Origin of the sequence: Sphingobium sp., assembly GCA_023266575.1 — a bacterium.
Taxonomy (GTDB): domain Bacteria; phylum Pseudomonadota; class Alphaproteobacteria; order Sphingomonadales; family Sphingomonadaceae; genus Sphingobium.
In genome coordinates, this window is sequence record JAHFPV010000018.1 from 41,513 (window position 1) to 59,805 (window position 18,293).

General features: G+C 59.6%; 18 protein-coding genes and 1 tRNA gene. 15 read left to right on the plus strand and 4 right to left on the minus strand.

What is annotated here, in order from left to right; all coding sequences use genetic code 11:
• The first annotated feature begins 123 nt into the window (after positions 1–123).
• The 3 genes from recJ to Q0D44_RS15865 all read left to right on the plus strand — a co-directional run bounded on the left by recJ (position 124) and on the right by Q0D44_RS15865 (position 3,465).
• Entirely contained in the window at positions 124–1,890 is a 1,767-nt protein-coding gene (gene recJ, locus Q0D44_RS15855; protein WP_294137921.1) for a single-stranded-DNA-specific exonuclease RecJ, read from the plus strand.
• A gap of 100 nt (positions 1,891–1,990) precedes the next feature.
• Positions 1,991–2,065, plus strand: a tRNA-Glu gene (locus tag Q0D44_RS15860).
• A gap of 164 nt (positions 2,066–2,229) precedes the next feature.
• Positions 2,230–3,465, plus strand: a complete 1,236-nt coding sequence (locus Q0D44_RS15865; protein ID WP_294137922.1) for an integrase arm-type DNA-binding domain-containing protein — start codon at positions 2,230–2,232, stop codon at positions 3,463–3,465.
• Positions 3,466–3,525: 60 nt separating this feature from the next.
• On the opposite strand, the gene Q0D44_RS15870 is transcribed toward Q0D44_RS15865, so the two are convergent.
• Complete coding sequence (locus Q0D44_RS15870; protein ID WP_107124454.1) at positions 3,526–3,729, minus strand: AlpA family transcriptional regulator; 204 nt, start codon at positions 3,727–3,729, stop codon at positions 3,526–3,528.
• A 424-nt stretch (positions 3,730–4,153) separates the two neighbouring features.
• Between Q0D44_RS15870 and Q0D44_RS15875 the strand changes: the two genes are divergently transcribed.
• From Q0D44_RS15875 to Q0D44_RS15885, 3 genes are all read left to right on the plus strand, one after another.
• Entirely contained in the window at positions 4,154–4,579 is a 426-nt protein-coding gene (locus tag Q0D44_RS15875; protein WP_294137928.1) for a type II toxin-antitoxin system RelE/ParE family toxin, read from the plus strand.
• Complete coding sequence (locus tag Q0D44_RS15880; RefSeq protein WP_294137930.1) at positions 4,569–4,889, plus strand: DNA-binding transcriptional regulator; 321 nt, start codon at positions 4,569–4,571, stop codon at positions 4,887–4,889. Before Q0D44_RS15875 ends, Q0D44_RS15880 begins: the two co-directional genes overlap by 11 nt.
• 262 nt (positions 4,890–5,151) lie before the next feature.
• The gene (locus tag Q0D44_RS15885) at positions 5,152–7,353 is read left to right on the plus strand and encodes a hypothetical protein (protein ID WP_294137931.1); all 2,202 of its coding nucleotides are present in this window, start codon (positions 5,152–5,154) and stop codon (positions 7,351–7,353) included.
• A gap of 369 nt (positions 7,354–7,722) precedes the next feature.
• Here the strand turns inward: Q0D44_RS15885 and Q0D44_RS15890 are convergent, their stop codons facing one another.
• A complete protein-coding gene (locus Q0D44_RS15890; protein ID WP_294137933.1) occupies positions 7,723–7,929 on the minus strand; it encodes a hypothetical protein in 207 nt (68 codons plus the stop codon).
• A gap of 324 nt (positions 7,930–8,253) precedes the next feature.
• Between Q0D44_RS15890 and Q0D44_RS15895 the strand changes: the two genes are divergently transcribed.
• Together Q0D44_RS15895 and Q0D44_RS15900 are read left to right on the plus strand one after the other, a co-directional pair.
• On the plus strand, positions 8,254–8,706 hold the full coding sequence (locus tag Q0D44_RS15895; RefSeq protein ID WP_294137934.1) for a hypothetical protein: 453 nt from the start codon (positions 8,254–8,256) through the stop codon (positions 8,704–8,706).
• Entirely contained in the window at positions 8,703–10,217 is a 1,515-nt protein-coding gene (locus tag Q0D44_RS15900) for a HEPN domain-containing protein (RefSeq protein WP_294137936.1), read from the plus strand. The genes Q0D44_RS15895 and Q0D44_RS15900 overlap by 4 nt, the downstream gene beginning before the upstream one ends.
• On the opposite strand, the gene Q0D44_RS15905 is transcribed toward Q0D44_RS15900, so the two are convergent.
• Positions 10,214–10,444 carry a conjugal transfer protein TraD gene (locus tag Q0D44_RS15905; RefSeq protein ID WP_294137937.1) on the minus strand — a complete coding sequence of 77 codons (231 nt, stop codon included), beginning with the start codon at positions 10,442–10,444 and terminating at the stop codon, positions 10,214–10,216. The two genes, Q0D44_RS15900 and Q0D44_RS15905, sit on opposite strands and share 4 nt — an antisense overlap.
• 22 nt (positions 10,445–10,466) lie before the next feature.
• On the minus strand, positions 10,467–10,772 hold the full coding sequence (locus Q0D44_RS15910) for a conjugal transfer protein TraD (protein ID WP_294137938.1): 306 nt from the start codon (positions 10,770–10,772) through the stop codon (positions 10,467–10,469).
• A gap of 173 nt (positions 10,773–10,945) precedes the next feature.
• On the opposite strand from Q0D44_RS15910, the gene traA reads away from it, so the two are divergent.
• The 7 genes from traA to Q0D44_RS15945 all read left to right on the plus strand — a co-directional run.
• Entirely contained in the window at positions 10,946–13,942 is a 2,997-nt protein-coding gene (traA, locus tag Q0D44_RS15915) for a Ti-type conjugative transfer relaxase TraA (protein ID WP_294137939.1), read from the plus strand.
• 18 nt (positions 13,943–13,960) lie between these two features.
• Complete coding sequence (locus Q0D44_RS15920; RefSeq protein ID WP_294137940.1) at positions 13,961–14,713, plus strand: DUF6118 family protein; 753 nt, start codon at positions 13,961–13,963, stop codon at positions 14,711–14,713.
• Positions 14,714–14,821: 108 nt separating this feature from the next.
• On the plus strand, positions 14,822–15,112 hold the full coding sequence (locus Q0D44_RS15925) for a type II toxin-antitoxin system RelE/ParE family toxin (RefSeq protein WP_294137941.1): 291 nt from the start codon (positions 14,822–14,824) through the stop codon (positions 15,110–15,112).
• 9 nt (positions 15,113–15,121) lie between these two features.
• The gene (locus tag Q0D44_RS15930; protein ID WP_294137942.1) at positions 15,122–15,454 is read left to right on the plus strand and encodes a HigA family addiction module antitoxin; all 333 of its coding nucleotides are present in this window, start codon (positions 15,122–15,124) and stop codon (positions 15,452–15,454) included.
• Positions 15,455–15,513: 59 nt separating this feature from the next.
• Entirely contained in the window at positions 15,514–16,164 is a 651-nt protein-coding gene (locus tag Q0D44_RS15935; protein ID WP_294137943.1) for an N-6 DNA methylase, read from the plus strand.
• On the plus strand, positions 16,161–17,777 hold the full coding sequence (locus tag Q0D44_RS15940) for an Eco57I restriction-modification methylase domain-containing protein (protein ID WP_294137944.1): 1,617 nt from the start codon (positions 16,161–16,163) through the stop codon (positions 17,775–17,777). The genes Q0D44_RS15935 and Q0D44_RS15940 overlap by 4 nt, the downstream gene beginning before the upstream one ends.
• A partial coding sequence (locus Q0D44_RS15945; protein ID WP_294137945.1) for a GIY-YIG nuclease family protein occupies positions 17,767–18,293 on the plus strand: 527 nt, incomplete at its 3' end. The genes Q0D44_RS15940 and Q0D44_RS15945, both read left to right, overlap by 11 nt.

Sequence of the window (18,293 nt, forward strand, 5' to 3'; positions counted from 1 at the left end):
AGCCCTATAGATGGCCGACGAACCTGCAATACGCGCAAGGGGTTGCGGCGGTTCCGTCGAGCGGACGATTCGCCGCGACGGCCCGCGCTTCCCTCCATGCTTCCCAGAGTCTAGAGCGGCGGCATGACATTTGCGCTCAACATTGCCCGCTCGATTACTGGCCAGCCCTGGAAATGGCGCGGGGAGGGGGCGGATGCGCGCGAACCGGGCTATCTGCCCGACGATCTGGTGACGCAATTGCTGCTGGCGCGCGGCTGCCCGCGCGACGCGCTGGAGGCGCACCGCAACCCGACCATCCGCGCCTTCATGCCCGATCCCAGCCTGTTCCGCGACATGGATGCCGCCGCCGATCGGCTGGCCGACGCGGTGCAGCGGGGCGAGGATGTGCGCATCTTCGGCGATTATGACGTCGATGGCGCGACCAGCGCGGCGCTGCTCATCCGCCTGCTGCGCGATCTGGGGCTGGCGGCGCGGCCCTATATCCCCGACCGGCTGATGGAGGGCTATGGTCCGTCGGGCGAGGCGCTGGTGCGGCTGGCGGGCGAGGGCGCGACCCTGATCGTCACCGTCGATTGCGGCGCGCAGGCGTTCGAGGCGCTGGCCATGGCGCGCGAAACCGGGGTCGATGTCGTCGTGGTCGATCATCATAAATGCAGCGCGGCGCTGCCTTTGGCGCTGGCGCTCGTTAATCCCAACCGGCTGGACGAGGGGGATGAGGCAGCAACCCATGGCCATCTCGCCGCGGTCGGCGTTGCCTTCCTGCTGGGCGCGGCGCTTGTGCGGGTGCTGCGCGGGCGCGGCTGGTTCGCGACACGGGCCGAACCGGCGCTGATGGAATTGCTGGATATCGTTGCGCTGGGGACCGTGGCCGACGTTGCGCAACTCAAGGGACTGAACCGCGCCTTTGTGGCGCAGGGGCTTAAAGTCATGGCCAGGCGGCGCAACATCGGCCTCGCCGCGCTGATCGACGCCAGCCGCCTGACCCGCGCGCCGCTCTGCCATGATCTGGGCTTTGCGCTGGGACCGCGTATCAATGCTGGCGGGCGTGTAGGGCAGGCGGATCTGGGGGTGCGGCTGCTGACGACGGAGGACCCCGCCGAGGCTGCGCGCATCGCCGAGCAACTCAATCAGTATAATGAAGAACGGCGCGCGATCGAATCGACCGTGCAGGAACAGGCCGAAGCGCTGCTGGCCGCCCAGGGCAATCGCGCCGTCGCGGTGATCGCCGGGCAGGGCTGGCACCCCGGCGTCATCGGCATCGTCGCGGGCCGTATCAAGGAGAAAGCAGGTCGCCCCGCCATCGTCATCGCACTGGACGAGGAGGGCGTGGGCAAGGGATCGGGCCGGTCGATCAGCGGGGTCGATCTGGGCGCAGCGGTGATGGCAGCCAAGGATAGCGGCCTGCTGGTCGCGGGCGGTGGCCATGCGATGGCGGCAGGGCTGACCGTGGCGGCGGATCGTGTGGACGCGCTGGCCGATTTCCTCGACGATCGTTTGTCCGCCGCCGTGGCGCGGGCGCGCGATGATCGGGCATTGCTGATCGACGCAGTGCTGGCCCCCGCCGGAGTCAATCCCGACTTCATCGCCGCGATCGAGGCAGGCGGTCCCTATGGCGCTGGCTGGCCAGCCCCCCGCATCGCCGCCGGGCCGATGCGCGTGATCAAGGCCGACATCGTGGGCAATGGCCATTTGCGTGCGATCATGGGCGGGGAGGATGGCCGGTCATTCAAGACCATCGCTTTCCGGCAGGCCGAAACCGATCTGGGCCAGGCGATATTGGGCGCGCCGCGCGACCGGCGGCTATGGGTCGCGGGCCGCGCGAAGATTGACGATTGGGGCAGTCGCCCGGCCGCCGAACTCCATCTGGAGGATGCCGCCTGGGCCGATTGAGGGCGAAGCCTGCCGTTGCACGCAAAAGGGGGTTGACCCCTGCGCCGTCTCCTCCTAATGCCCGCCTCGCTTCGCAGCGCCATCCGGTGGCGCCGCCAACGGCCCCTTCGTCTAGCGGTTAGGACGCGGCCCTTTCACGGCTGAAACACGGGTTCGATTCCCGTAGGGGTCACCAAAATACTCTCCCAGAGAGTATCAGAATGTGCCAGGAATGGCGGATTTCTGCGGTTTTTTCATGGTATAGGTATCCCATACGGAGCGGTCTCGGACCACCGGATACCAGCAACTTGATGGTATGTCTGATGGTATCGCGGCCCTCCTCGAAAAGGAGATACCATCATGGCGCTCACCGCCGCTGCGATCAAAAAAGCCAAGGGCAAAGCCAAGCCCTATAAACTCACCGATAGCGATGGCCTTTTCCTCTATGTGGCACCCAATGGTGGGCGCTACTGGCGGATGAATTATCGCCACCTTGGCAAACAAAAGACGTTGGCCTTCGGGATCTATCCCGACATCGGCCTTGCCGACGCCCGCGAACAGCGCGACGCCGCCCGCAAAGTGCTGGCAAAGGGGAATGATCCCGCTGAGAAGATCAGGCTGGATCGTATTGCCGCGACCGTGGCCGCGTCCAACAGCTTCAAGGCGGTTGCCGACGAATGGCTGGTGAAAGTCGAGCGTGAAGGCCGCTCCTCCGTCACGATGAAGAAGCTGCGCTGGCTGCTGGCCTTCATCAATGCGTCGCTGGGCAAGCGCCCTGTCACCGCCATCACCGCACAGGAGGTTTTGACCATGCTGCGCAAAATGGAGGGCAAGAGCCGCTACGAGACGGCCAAGCGCCTGCGCAGCACATGCAGTCAGATATTCCGCTATGCCATCGCCACGGCGCGCGCGGAGCGCGACGTGGCCGCCGACCTGCGCGGCGCTCTCATCGCGCCCAAGACCGTCCACAGGGCCGCCATCACCAGCGCGGACAATGCGGGCGGACTGTTGCGCGCCATTGAGGCGTTCGAGGGCTTTGCAAATACCAAAGCAGCGCTGCAACTGCTCCCGCACGTGTTCGTGCGCCCAGGCGAGCTACGCTATGCCGAATGGGCCGACTTCGATTTCGACAAGGCGCTGTGGACCATCCCGGCGCACAAGACCAAAATGCGCCGCGCCCATACTATCCCCCTCTCCCGGCAGGCATTGGCGATCCTTGGTGCCATCGAACATGATGCCGACTATAGCCGCTACCTGTTCCCGTCGCTCCGCTCGGTGGACCGGCCCATGTCGGAGAACACCATCAACGCCGCCTTGCGGCGCATGGGCTTTGCACAGGATGAAATGACCGGCCACGGCTTCCGCGCAATGGCGGCGACACTGCTCAACGAAATGGGACTATGGCATCCCGACGCGATTGAGCGGCAGCTTGCCCATTGCGACAACAACGCCGTGCGTCGCGCATACACGCGGGGCGAATATTGGGACGAGCGGGTCCGCATGATGCAGCACTGGTCCGACCATCTCGACTTCCTGCGCGACGGGCATAAGGTCGTAACCGGCAAGTTCGGTAAGGCGAAGAGCCAAGCCGCCTGATCGCAAGCCGTCGATGTTGCCGTGCCCCACGCCTGCAACAGGTTGGGCACGGCAACATGATCAAACGCCCAACTCCTCCCGATAGCTTACCGGATCGGCAATCCAGCGGTTGATGGCGGACTCGCGCCAGCCAGCGCCGTGGACGCTGATCTTCACTTGGCGCGGGAAAGTGCCTTCGCCCATCTTGCGATAAAGCGTCGTGCGCGAAAGCCCGGTGCGGGCAAGTACGGTTTTCAGGCGAATGATACGATCACTGTTGTTCATGGGGCAGTCTCTTCAAATCAGGATGTTGCACGCGCCCCCGACCACGAGCATTGGATGCCTTGCCGTCCCGGACAAGAGTGTTCCGGGCGCGCAGGCAGCTACGCTTTCATGGGTCGGTGAACGCTGGCGGCAATTGGCGGTCAGCGGCGGAAGACGGCGGAATTTTGCGTAGGCTTCTCACTGATAGCGATCAGCGAAGATTTTTTCCCAGCCTGTACCAAAGTTTCATGCCACGCCTTCTCATCCGCCCCGTCTCAGGGGACAGCCAGCAGGCGTTAGGTCGAGTCGGTCATTGGAGGCTCCTTTGAAAGGACCACCGTCGGTAGCGTCGTGAAGCAAACCCATGCTCACCCGCAGCCTATGCGCTGTCAAGAAGGCGGATACCGTGTCGTTCCTTCCTATCCATATTGAACTATAATGCTAAGTGTTATATAGAATCACAGAGAGCAGGAGAACCGCCATCGCGCGCATCTTCAAAAATGGTTGGTTCGAGCGCTTCGCGCGAAAAGAGCGGATTGCTGATGCCTCGCTTGTTGAAGCCGTGGAGCGCGCAGAAAGCGGTCTGGTGGATGCCGATCTTGGCGGCGGTGTCATCAAGCAGCGGGTCGCGTGCACAGGGCGAGGCAAGGCGGGCGGCTATCGCACGTTGATCCTTTTCCGGCAGGGTGACAGGGCGATATTCACTTTCGGGTTCGCCAAGAGTGCACAGGCGAACATAACAAAGGCGGACCTGGCCCTGCTTCGCGACGCGGCAAGCGAGGCGCTGGAGTGGAGCGCCGGGGAATTGGACCGACTGGTGGCGTCGGGAACGCTGGTGGAGATAGACGATGGGAACCGTGATGAAGGATAAAGGCTATCGCAGCGAGATTGCAGGCGCGATCCATGAAATGATGAGCGACGCCCACGATGCGGGCGTGGTGTCGCGCGCGACGCTGCGTACATTCGATGACGCGTGCCTTACCCCCGCCCCTGCGCTGGCAGGCGATGAAATTCGGGCGATCCGCGAGCGTGAGCATGTCTCGCAACCAGTATTCGCCGCCTATCTCAACGTCTCGCGCAATCTCGTGTCGGATTGGGAACGCGGCGTGAAGCGGCCCGGCGGCCCTGCTCTGCGTCTTCTGTCGATCATCCAGCGCAAAGGATTACAGGCGGTCGCGTAGCTGTCCAATGGCCGTTAGGCGAATGTCCGGTCTGTAGTTGGGGTGCGAGAATAGCTGACTCTTGCGTTGGGTCGCCTGCCGACCAGCTATTTCCGTTGCTCCTAGGTCGCGCGGACGTCTGGATCTGACAGAAGCCGTGACCGAGCGTCATGAAGCTGACGGGCCGCCGCTGCCCCACAAGCGGCCGTTCGATTAAAACCTTGGGTTGCCACGATGCGACCGTTCGTTCATCCCACGTCGGTTGCGAGGAAATGGGGGGAATATGGACTGGCGCGTACTTGAAGCGGAAGCTCGGAAGGTTGCAGCATCTGTTTGGGCAGCGCCCTGCACTGCCGAGCTAGTAAACGGCGTCAGGTGTGATGGGGTTATCAAAGTTCGCCCTGACTATTGGATTTTAATCGAGGTCTCGAAAAGCGACACACTCGATAAGCTGCGTGAGGACGTAACCAAATTTGGCGCAATGCGCCTGTCCCTCATGGCTAGGCAAATATATTCCGAGTGCTATTTCGTCACGTCCGGTGACACATCCTCACTAAAAACTACCGGAGATGGACTCAACATCGGGGTTTATAGCATTGCCGATTTCGCGAGCAAATTTCTTGGATCTTCTCAATACATTAACGAGCGGAAGCTTGCTCCGTTTGGCAGCGCCGTAGACCCAAACACTGGGGAGGCCGATGAGGTTCCATATGTGGCTATAACCTATCGCGATCCCCAAAATAACGAATACAATGTACACGATATTGCTAAAGAGGTCGCTCGAGGCCGTCAGGTTGTTTTGCTAGGTGAGTTTGGATCTGGAAAATCGCGTTGCTTGATGGAAGCATTTAACGCTCTGATTAAATTTGAATCCGTATTCACGCCGTTCGCCATAAACTTGCGAGATCATTGGGGATTCAGGAGATTTAATACTCTTATTGTCGATCATCTAAGTCGAATAGGGCTATCTTCCTTTGCTGATGTTTTGATACGCAGCGTCAAGCGAGGCCAGCATGCTTTGCTTTTGGACGGTTTCGATGAAATCGGCTCGCAATCGTGGTCAGGTGCCACTGAGCGCCTCGCAGAAGTTCGGCGAGCCAGCAGCGAGGCGGTGCGAGACTTATTATCCAACTCGAAGGGTTCAGGAGTTCTAATTACCGGACGAGAACACTATTTCGATACTTATGAGGAGATGGCGGAAAGCCTTGGGCTAAGCGAAGGTTTTCTCCTGCTGCAATGTCCAGCCGAATTTAGCGATGCCGAAGCCGCTGCATACATTTCACTTGCGACAGGTCGAAGCAATGTCCCGGATTGGATGCCCAAGAAGCCGCTCATTTGTCAGCTTCTTGCTAGGCTTGATCCTGCAGAGATAGACCGAATACAGTCCTCCGCGAAGGGCGAAGTAGAATTCTTTGAACAGGTCTTTGATGCGGTATGCGTTCGCGAGACCAAAATTCACGCGACAGTTCAGACTGGCACGCTTCGGGAGGTGCTTCTTAATCTAGCCCAATCGACGCGCGAAAAACCCGACGGTAAAGACGACCTGTCCCCAGAAACTGTAAATGAAGCATTTTACAAGGCAGCCGGATATGCACCGCTCGATGAAGCTGCGATTCTACTGCAGCGGCTTCCCTATCTAGGCCGCGTGGGCGCGGGGAGCCCAGATCGCCGTTTCATCGATCAGTATGCGAAAGACGGTCTCCGCGGCTTAGCTACCGCAGGGGCCATACTAGCCTATGATGCTGAGGTTGCCGCCAAGAAATGGGTACAGCCCCTAAAATCATTTGGTGTTGAGGTGCTGGCTGCAAAAGGCCACACTAGCGGGCAAGCGGTTCAATATGCCAAAAACTGCTCCAAGAACGGGAATCAGCAGCTAGCGTGCGACATAGTGGCTACAATTAGCTTACTGGAAAGCGGCGATCACAACTATAATGGTTTGATGATCACTGGCGGCGACATTGAGCTGCTCTCATTTTCTGGTTCTACTTCAAGTAACTTAAATGTTTCAAACGTTTATGTCAGGCGCCTTGTGATCGACGATTCAAAATTTGAATCAGTCGGGTTCGGCAACTGCATATTCGCTATGGTAGAGGGCATAGGCTCTTTGAACGCCTTCCCAGATGTTTTTGCAGACAACTGTGTCGCGGAAAAGTTTGAACCGGCGCTCACCGTTAGCAGAATTAGCGAACTAAACCTGAGCGATGCCCACAAGACGCTCATGGCCCTCTTGAAAAAATTATTTTTTCAGCCGGGAGGAGGGCGGCAGGAAGACGCTTTGTTGAGAGGCACGGAGGGATACTGGGATGCGAAAGCGGCTGAGGCTACGCTTCGCTACCTAGAGACCCACCAGATGGTTTTGAAAACACGGGGGGATCATGGAACATTGTATGTTCCTCAACGCCGCTTCACACGCAGAATGCAGGATGTCTCAGATCAGCGTTCGGCCTCGTCGGATGAAATATGGACGCAGCTCAATTCACTTTAGGTATCGTCCGCTGTTTCCGCTACGCCGCTAAAAGCGGCTTTCCGGTTTGCATCAAAGTTGCTCATTCCGCGCCGATCATTCGCCGAGTCGGGTCAGGCCGCTTCGGGCATGATCGGCGCTTCAGCATTTCGTCGGGAATGACTGCTTCGTCCCAGCCCTGGTCATAAGCGGACTGACTGCTCATGGGCGCGCCATTGGCCCAATTGAACGGCGTAAACTGGCGCATTGCGGTCAGTCGGGAAGCGCATTGGCGTCGGGCACGAGCCACACAATTCTGCGATGCCCCTGCAAATCACGGTGTCACAAGGAATGGGTGAGAATTACCGCCGGATTGGCGATTTGCCCGACAACTGCAACCGAACGCTTCTTTCAGGTTGAAGAATGCCTGCCCGATTTTGCGGTACGTTCGCTCTCCAATCGTTCAACCTCCTTTTCAACGAGGCTGCGGATGAACTGAGCGCGCCGATTGGGGCCGATCAGATCGTCAATGCGCTCCGCCAAGCCATTCGGCAGACGGACAACGGTTGTTTTCACTCCGAGCGGCGGTCTTCCCATGGAAGTCTCGTAACCGGCCATGACGCCCGTTCAATCACAAGTTCACTAAGAGATATCGGTTATTGATCAATGCCATTCTTTTGTCGTATAAGCGATATCTGATAGTCCTTTGCGAGATGTAATCCAGAGGACCTAGCCGATGGAGGCAAGGCAATGGCGAAAGGTGAATATCCGTCTGACGATTCGAAAATCGGTACATCTCGCCGCGCTCTGCTACGCGGATTGACCGTCATACCAGTTACGGCGTCGGCCATCGCCTCGCCTTGGGCCAAGACCCTGTCACCGCTCCACCAGCGGCATGAAGACGAACCCGCGACACTGGTGCGGACTAAAGAGGGCCGAAGCGTGAGCCGCTTCCGCTATCACAATGCCGAACGCTGGATGACCACGCTCGAAGCAGATTTCCTAGCCGAACCGCGACATGCAAAGGAAGCGCTGCATCAGGCCGGTTTCGTGACCCAGCAGGCCCTGTGCGCCTATCTGCTGGACGTGGGCTTTGCCGATGCGTGGAATGCCCGCCACATCAAGCAGGACATCGCCAAGGCGCTGGCCTACGCCAATGCCTGCGGCTTTGGTCATGATTGCCCCGATATGGCGCGGCTGGCGGCGATACTCTCGCCCTACTGGAAGTGGGGCTATTATTATCATGATTGGGAGGAAGACCGGCCGCGCACAGGCGGCTTCATTCCCGCCACGATCACACCCCTTGTCCGTGCCTTGGTGGATCGCGTGCATGATGTGACAGGCCACCCGCGCCCGAAAGGTTGCCAGCGTCGCCCACAGGAGGCGCTGTCATGATGCTGCGCACCGATACCGATCATCTGCCAGCGCCGATCACGGAGGAGCTTCTTCACGTCGTCACAATCCTGTTCGAGGCGTTCGAGAAGACAACCAAGGGCCGATGTTCCGAACATTTCCGGGCAGGCCGCATCCTCACCCTGATCCTGCATGGTCCCCACGCCGAGAAGGACTGGGAAGATGTTGCGCCGGGGGAAGCATTCCGCCTGTTGGTGATCGTCAACTACCCGCGTCTTGCCCGCAGCGAACGCGACTGGCGGCTGGTGCGTGACAGGCTGCGCCGCGCGTGGGAGCATGGCGAAATTACCCGCCCGGTGCGGCTGGCGGTCGAAAGCCTTGAACGGGTGAACGGCGCTCTTGCCGAAGGCGTCCCGCATTTCGTCACCATCGCCGAGCAGGGTATCGCGCTCTACCAGATGGAGGGCTTGCGGCTGAAAGAGCCGCGCCACCTGCCAGCGCGAGAACGGGCTAGCCGGGGCGTGGCGGAGTTCATCCGGTGGCATAAGCGCGGAACCGGCTTTCTGGCTGGCGCGGCTTTCTATCGGAACCGAGGCGATGCGCCGATGGCGGCGCTGATGCTGCATCAGGCATGCGAGCATTTCTATCTGTCCGTCTTGCAGTCGATCAGCCTGCACGCCCCGCGCACCCATGCGTTGGATGAACTGCGCGAGGCGGCGGAAGCGCTGGACCCGCGTCTGTGTTCGGCATGGCCGCGCGATAGCCGGTTTGAGCGGCGCGCGTTCGGCTGCATACGCCGCGCCTATGTCGAAGCGCGCTATGGGCGATCATACCGCATTTCGGGCGAGGAACTGTCATGGGCGTTCGCGCGAGTGGAAATATTGCAGGAACGGGCAGCGTTTGCCGTCGCGGATCATCAAGCTTCGCTTGCCGCGAGCCTGCCAGCGCCGATGCTTCCGCCCCCCGAAGTGCCGACGACAGCGATAGCCCTTTCCGAGCCTGCTGGTCGGGCAAACATGCTGCAACGGACATGGCGAATCGTGCGACGTGTCGCCCCGCCACAGTACCGATGGAATCCGCTCATTCCGCTTCGGCGATTCTGGCGCTCTGCCAGGTTCGTGCGCTGGGAAGACCATCTGTTCTTGGCGGTGATCGGTCTATGCCTTTTCATGGCTGGTGCGGAGGCAATGCTATGGCGGGTGCAGTCTGCGCAGGCCGTGCGTTCCGAACCGGCAGACCTCTCCGCCGTACTGGACTTCGACGTGCGCGCAGACACCGTGTTGGGCGCGGTCATGGATGTTGCGCAGAGGGCGGGCTACCGGGTCAAGGCCAACGAGGACATTTGGACGGTGCAATGGACCGGGGCCTATCGCGCCAAGGCGACGACCTTCGACGCGCTGGCGGACATTCTCTATGGCTCCGGCCTGTGCCCTGCGATCAGAGAAGGCTTCATCACCGTGCGCTACTGCGACAAGAGCAGTCCACCCATCGCGGCGATGGTCGAGTATCAGGCCGAACCGGACAGCAATGTTCACTTGTCAGTTTCGCGCTAACCGCCGTCCTGTTCCGCCTCGAAGGCCCGCTTGCCTTTGCGCCTCCAGAGGGCGAGAGCGTTGGCGCGTTCCTCGCCGCGCAACCGGTCGGCAACGGTGAGGAACGCGCCGTAGATCGTTGCCCGGTCATCATTGGTCAGATCGACCAGCCCCGCCTTGATGACGAGGCCGCCCAGTTCGATCAGATGCCGCGTTCGTTCCCGCCGCTTGACCTGCCAATCCCGCATGTCGGTTCGTGCCTTCCGAGCCTCAAGCCGATGCCGCGCCGCCGCCGAGCGGGAGAGTGCCGCTTTGCTGGCCAGAAGGTCCGCTCGCAGGCTCGCCGCCTTTGCCGAGAAAGAATGCCGCGCCCGCCTTGCGCCATCCCTCCTTTGTCGCGGCGTCTTTCACCGTAGCGGCATGGAGTAGCGCCCCGGCCAGTATATCGGCGTCGAGTGTATCGGCCCCGGTCGCCGACACCAGTTCGCCAAGCTGGCGGACGCGCCGTTCCCTGAGCGCCTTGGCCTTGTCGGCCAGGGCTTTGAGTTCCGAATCAAAATCGCGGGGTTTGCGCATTGCAAAGTCTCCATTGAGTGACGATGGGGCTATGGTAAGATGATCTCACCCGCTGCGCAGTAGAGTCGCCGGGACAGCCTGACACCGCCTAGTCCCTTCCGAGAAATTTTCGAGAAGGGCGCGCTTATACGTCGTTCCGACGTGCGCTTTGATGGCGTAAATGGATTGCCATCATGGCGATTTTCCATTTCTCCGTTCAGGTCATCAGTCGCGCGGCGGGGCGCTCCGCCGTCTCCGCTGCTGCCTATCGTGCGGGCGAGCGGCTGCACGACGAGCGCCTCGACCGGCCCCAAGATTTCCGCGCCCGCTCCGGCGTGGAGCATAGCGAAATCATGTTGCCGGAAGGCGCGCCGGAACAATGGCGCGACCGCGAACGCCTCTGGAACGATGTCGAGGCATTCGAGAAGCGCAAGGACGCCCAGCTTGCCCGCGAGGTCGAGTTCGCCATTCCGCGCGAAATGAGCAAGACGCAGGGCATCGAACTGGCCCGCGATTTTGTGTCCGCGCAGTTCGTGGATCGCGGCATGATCGCCGACCTAAATGTGCATTGGGACATCGGCGCGGACGGACAACCCAAACCCCATGCCCATGTCATGCTCACCATGCGGGAGGTCGTGCAGCGCGAGGACGGCACCGCTGGCTTCGGGGCGAAGGTGCGCGAGTGGAACGATCATGAGAATGTTGAGCGCTGGCGCGAACGCTGGGAGACCCACGTCAACACCCGCCTTGCCGAACTCGACATCAATGCGCGGATCGATCACCGCAGCCTTGCCGATCAGGGCATCGACCTCGAACCGCAAAGCAAGATCGGCGGTCCTGCGCACCGGATGGACGCCCATGGGCTGGAAGCCGACCGCGCCGAGATGCACCGAGAGATCGCGCGGGAGAATGGCGAACGCATCATCGCCGATCCCGGCATCGCGCTCAACGCCATCACCCATCAACAGGCGACATTCACCAACCGCGATATGGCGATGTTCATTCATCGGCACAGCGATGGGCAGGAGCAGTTCAACGCCGCCATGCGCGCGGTGCGTAATTCGCCGGACCTGATCGCCTTGGGCAAGGACGGGCGCGGCGACGATCGGTTCACCTCGCGCGACATGATCGAGACCGAGCAGCGGATGAGCCATGCGGCTGACAGGCTGGCGATGGACCGGAGCGATGGTCTCTCGGCGGCGGCGACCTACGCCAGTCGCGCCGCCGAGAGTGGTGGTCTTGCTCTGGGAGCAGAGCAGGAAGCCGCGCTGCGCCATATAACGGACGGGCGCGGCTTGTCACTGGTGCTGGGTTATGCCGGGACCGGCAAAAGCGCCATGCTGGGCGTGGCGCGCGAGGTGTGGGAAAGCGCGGGCCTCAATGTGCGCGGCGCGGCGCTTGCGGGCATCGCCGCCGAGGGTCTGGAAAATGGCTCCGGCATCGCGTCGCGCACGATCGCCAGTATGGAACATGGCTGGGCGCAGGGCCGCGATTTGCTGACCGCGCGCGACGTGCTGGTGATCGACGAGGCGGGCATGGTCGGCACGCGCCAGATGGAGCGCGTGCTGTCCCATGCCGCCGACGTTGGCGCGAAGGTCGTCCTTGTCGGCGATCCGCAGCAATTGCAGTCGATCGAGGCGGGTGCGGCGTTCCGCGCGATCCATGAGCGCCATGGCGGCGTTGAAATCACGCAGGTTCGCCGCCAGCATGAAGGATGGCAGCAGGATGCTACCCGGCATCTGGCGACCGGCAGGACCGGCGATGCCATTGCCGCCTATGCCGACAAGGCCATGGTACATCAGGCCGAGACGCGCGAAGATGCGCGGCGTGAACTTGTCGAGCGCTGGGATCGTGAACGGCAAGCCGATCCAGACGCCAGCCGCATCATCCTCACCCACACCAATGCGGAAGTTCGCGACCTCAATGAGGCTGCGCGCGCGGCGATGCGCAATGCGGGCGAACTAGGCGACGAGCGCCAGGTGAAGACCGAGCGCGGCGACCGACTATTCGCGTCGGGCGACCGCATCATGTTCCTGCGCAACGAGCGCAGCCTTGAGGTCAAAAACGGCACGCTGGGCACCATCGAGCAGGTAAGCGAAGGCCATATGTTCGTCCGCACCGATGACGGGCGTTCCGTATCGTTCGACACCAAAGATTATAGCGACCTCGACCACGGATATGCCGCCACCGTCCACAAGGCGCAGGGCATGACAGTGGACAAGGCCCACGTGCTGGCGACGCCGGGGATGGATCGCCACGGGGCTTATGTCGCCATGTCCCGCCATCGCGATGGCATGGCGCTTCATTATGGCCGCGATGATTTCCGCGATCAGTCCCGGCTTGTTCGCACGCTCTCACGCGAGCGCGGCAAGGATATGGCGACCGATTACAGACAAGCCGACCCAGCAAGGGAATATGCCGAGCGGCGTGGCATTAGCTTTGGCGAACGGATCGCGGAAATCGTCAGGCCCATCGTCGAGAAGGCACGCGGGATCTTCGACAATTTCCGGCCCACTATCCCGCCGCAGCAGCGGGAACACGACATTTTCGCGGGCTTCCAGCCGAAGGCCGAACCCCCGGCGCAGGAGCGGGCCGTTCAGCGCCAGCCCGAACATGACGCGCAGCCGCTTCGGGCTGGCGGTGTGCGTGGCGCGGTGGAGCGCTATGCCAAAGCGCTCGATGCGATCCAGCAGACCCGCGCACAGGGTCTGGACGCCATGCCGCACCAGCGCGAGGCGGTCGACAGGGCGCGGGATGCTCTGGACGCGATCCGCCCCGAAGGGTCTTCGGACCTGAACAGCGCCTTCCGCAGCAGCCCGGAGCTTGTCCGCGAGGCTGCCGAGGAGCGCGGCCAGGCGGCTGTGCGCGCGATGCAGTTGGAGACCGAAATCCGCATGGACCCCTACAGCCGAGCCGACCGGTTCGTGGAAGGGTGGCAGCAATTGCAGCGTCATCACGCCGAGCTTGTGCGCGACGGCAATTTCAGAGGTGCGAAAAGTGCCGCGCAGCAGATGGCGGGCATGGCGAAAAGCCTTGAGCGTGACCCCCAGCTTGAATCGGTGTTGGGCCTGCGCAGCCGCGAGCTTGGACTTGAGATCGGCCAGCAGGCGGGCCGAAGTCTGTCCCACGACCTCGCATCCTCCATCCCCCTCGATCACGGACGCGACATCAGTCGCGGCATGAGCCGCTAACGCCAAGGAGACCATGATATGGATGACGAACAGAGCCTTTTGAACGAACCGGAGCCGGAACCCCGGCCCAATGCCGCCGCCGAAGCGTTCGCGCACCTCTCGGAGCGCGTGGCCGCTATGGAGGAACGGCTTGAAGGGCGCATGGCGGTGATGGCCCGCGCGCTTGAGCATATCGCCATCGAGAAGCAGAGCCTCGAATTTCCCGACTACGGCCCAACGCTTGCCAAGATGAACGGCTATCTCGCGACGCTGGCGGGGCAGACGAAGACAATCATGGAAGCGCCCGCCATGCAGTTGACGCCGGAGAGCATGGCAGAGCGGATTGACATAGCGGCGGATGCCGCACGAGCGACTGATAAGGCGACCATCAAGAAATCGCTGGAATTGCATCATCAAGCCCATGCGGACCAGATGCGCGCGGTCGGAGCCATTCGCACCAAACAGAAACAGCGCTGGCAGATGTTCTATTGCGGCGGAGGCGCGGCGCTGGCCATGTCGCTTCTGTGGCTGGTTTATCCCGGCTGGGCGGCCAGCATCGGCCCGCAAAGCTGGCTTTGGCCGGAACGGGTTGCCAGTCGCATGCTAGGCGAGCCTACCCTGTGGGATGCAGGTATCCGCCTTATGCGTGCCGGAAATCCGGAAAGCTGGCAGGCAATCGTAGACGCCGCCGACCTAACACACGAGAACCGCGATACCATTGCCGCGTGCAAAAGGGCCGTTGCCAAGGCAGGCAAGCCGATACGTTGCACCATTCGCATAAGAAACGGCTAAACGGCGAACAGTAGGGCCGCCATCGAACTAGGCGCTCGATGCAACATAGGAATCGCAAGGTGTATGGTGTAGCTTGACGCCGAACGGTCATTTTGGTAGACGCTACTTATGAAAATCAGGAACGTGGTCCACAAGGGACTGCGACGATTCATCGAGAAAGATGATGCCAGCGGCCTGCAACCCGCCGTCGTGCCCAAGATACAGCGTATGGTCTCTTTCCTCCAGGATATGGAGCTGGAGGACGAGCTGCGCACCGTGCCGAGCTGGAAAGCCCATCAGCTCACCGGTAACCGCAAGGGGACTTGGAGCTTATTCGTCACAAAAAACTGGCGGATGACTTTTCGGATCGACAACGACGAGATTGAGATCATCGACCTCGATTATGAGGATTACCACTAGGAGGTGGCCATGAACACTGTCACTGGCATACGGATGAAGAACCCCGCCCACCCCGGCGGTTTCGTCAAGCACGAGATCATCGAACCGCTGGGCCTTTCGGTAACGGGCGCGGCTGAGGTGCTAGGTGTGACACGCGCGACGCTTTCGACGTTGCTCAATGAGCGAGCTCACCTGTCGTCGGAAATGGCGCTGCGGATCGAGAAGGCTTTCGGGGTATCAATGGATACCCTCATGCGGATGCAGAATAGCTACGATATTGCCCAAGCCCGTAAGCGGGAAGGGGATATTAAGGTCGCACCTTTCAAGGGAAAACCGCTTGATCAACAAGCGGCATTGGTCTGAATATCAATGCAGAGGAGCGGATCCACTGACCGGTCTCTGAACATACTGGCACACATTGAATGAGCTTGATTAGGTCCAAGAAGCGCGTTGCCGATCATGGAGAGGTGTTTACACCGCCTTGGTTAGTCGAGCACATGCTTGACCTTGTAAAAGGGGAGGCGGAGCGCATTGACGCGCGCTTTCTTGAGCCAGCCTGCGGCAGCGGCAATTTCCTTGTGCCTATCCTACAACGCAAATTGGCCGCTGTAGAATTGAAGTTCGGCAAGTCTGATTTCGAGAAGCGCCATTACGCGCTGTATGGATTGATGTGCGCTTATGGGGTCGAGTTGCTGGAGGATAATATCGCGGAATGCCGCGCCAACATGCTGGACATTTTTGCGGATTATTTAGGTTTGGATGAGGCCGATAACCTCCATCGCGCTGCCAGCCATGTGCTTTCGCTCAACCTTGTGCATGGGGATGCGATGACGATGCGCGGGATTGACGGCAATCCGATCACCGTTGTGGAATGGGGGTATCTGGGCAAGGGCAAGTTCCAGCGCCGCGATTTCCGCCTTGACGTGTTAACCGGAATGGCGAGTTTTAACGCCGAAGGGTCACTGTTCGCTGGGCTGGGTAAGCACGAGATTTTCACCCCGGCCAAGACCTATCCGCCGATGACCGTGCCTGATCTAGCTGCAGCTTTTGATGAGTTGGGAGCCGCAGCATGATCGAACCGGTCAGCTTTGCCCTGCGTGGGCGCAATCCCGATGTGCTGACTTGCATTGCTAATCTGTCAAACGACGAGGTTTTTACCCCGCCCGAATTTGCCAACCGGATGCTTGACACGCTGGCGCAGGCTTGGGCCGAGAGCAATGGCGGTGCAGACATTTGGGCGAATAGTTCGGTCAGGTTTATGGACCCGTTCACAAAATCGGGCGTGTTCCTTCGCGAGATTGCAAAGCGTCTGATTGCTGGGCTTGAAACCGAAATTCCCGACCTTCAAACGCGCGTAGATCATATCCTTACTCAGCAAATTTTCGGGATCGGAATTACGCGGTTGACCAGCCTGTTAGCCCGCCGCAGCCTCTATTGTTCCAAGCATGCCAAGGGCGAATATTCTATCGCCAGTTCTTTCCAAAATGAAGATGGCAATATCTGGTTTGAGCGGACTGAGCATCGCTGGATAGATGGGAAATGCTCATTTTGCGGTGCAGGGCAGAATACGCTCGATCGCGGTTATGAGTTTGAAACTCACGCTTATGCGCTGATTCATACTGACGACATCAAGGCTCGGGTTGCTGAGCTATTTGGAGGTCAAATGCAATTTGACGTTATTATCGGTAACCCGCCATATCAGTTGGACGATGGTGGCTTTGGTACCAGCGCCGCTCCGATCTACAACAAGTTTGTCGAGCAGGCAAAAAAGCTAGAACCGCGTTTTCTGACCATGGTTATACCGTCTCGTTGGTTTGCTGGCGGAAAAGGACTTGATGATTTTAGAGAGTCGATGCTTTCCGATAATCGACTGCGTTCAATTGACGACTTTCTAAGTGCATCTGATGTTTTTCCAGGAGTTGGCCTTAAAGGCGGAGTTTGCTACTTTCTTTGGGATCGCGACAATCCGGGTTTGTGCAAGGTTACCACGCGATTCCAAGATTGGCCGATTTCGACAACCTCTCGTCCACTACTTGAGCCGGGCGCAGACATTTTTATTCGTTTTAATGAAGGAGTGTCGATCCTAAAGAAGGTCATCGCAGTTGAAAGCGGCCAATCCGAAACGTTGACATTGCCCGATGATAGGCGTTTTGATCGCCTTGTAAGCTCAGCACGCCTGTTCGGATTCCGTACCTTTTTTAAAGGAAAGGCTACAAAATCTCCCGGCGATGTTCTGATTTATCAGAATGGTGGAAAAGGCTACGTCCCAAGGGATTCCGTGGTAAGCGGTGCTAATTTCATTGACAAGTGGAAGCTGTTTGCTGGCTACGCCGCCCCGGGAACCGGAAACAAGGATAGCTACCCACATAGAATTATTAGTACGCCATTTATAGGTGAGCCAGGCAGCATTTCATCGGAAACGTATCTTAGTATTGGGCCGCTAGAAACCCAAGGCGAAGCTGAAAGCGTTCTATCTTACCTTTCGTGTAGATTGGTACGGCTTCTTATACTTTTGCATAAGTCATCTCAGCACGTCACGCGGAAAGTATACACATTTGTTCCTACCCAAGATTGGTCGAAGCACTACACAGACGAAGAACTATACCAGAAGTATGGGATTTCTGCCGAGGAAATCGCGTTTATTGAGAAAGTTGTTCGGCCTCTGAGCGGGGGCAATGGTGAGTAAGTCAATCGAGGAAATCCTTGCCCCTAAGCCCGAGGCCCGCTTACGAATTTATGCCTGGACCCCCGATGATGCGCCCGCTGCTTATACTGGGTTGATCAAAGTTGGGCAGACGACGCGGGCTGACGTCAACGACCGGATTCGTCAGTCTCAGGGACAGATGCAGCAGGCTTATACGCTGCATGTTGACGCTTTGGCCGAACGTGACGATGGCACCTTGTTTCGCGACAATGAAGTGCGCCAGCGGCTGATCGACAAAAAGTTCGAGAATGTCGTTATCGGCGCATCGCGGGAATGGATGCGATGTTCGCCTGATGATGTGAAAACAGCAATTGCAGAACTGCAAAAGGGTCTGCGGCTATCTGGCACGCATCACGAAGACTTTCCGTTGCGCGCCGAACAGGCCGATGCAGTGGAAAAAACCACGGCCTATTTCAACTCAATCTGGAGCGACAACCCCAATTCCACGCCACGCTTCCTGTGGAACGCAAAGATGCGCTTTGGCAAAACCTTTACGAG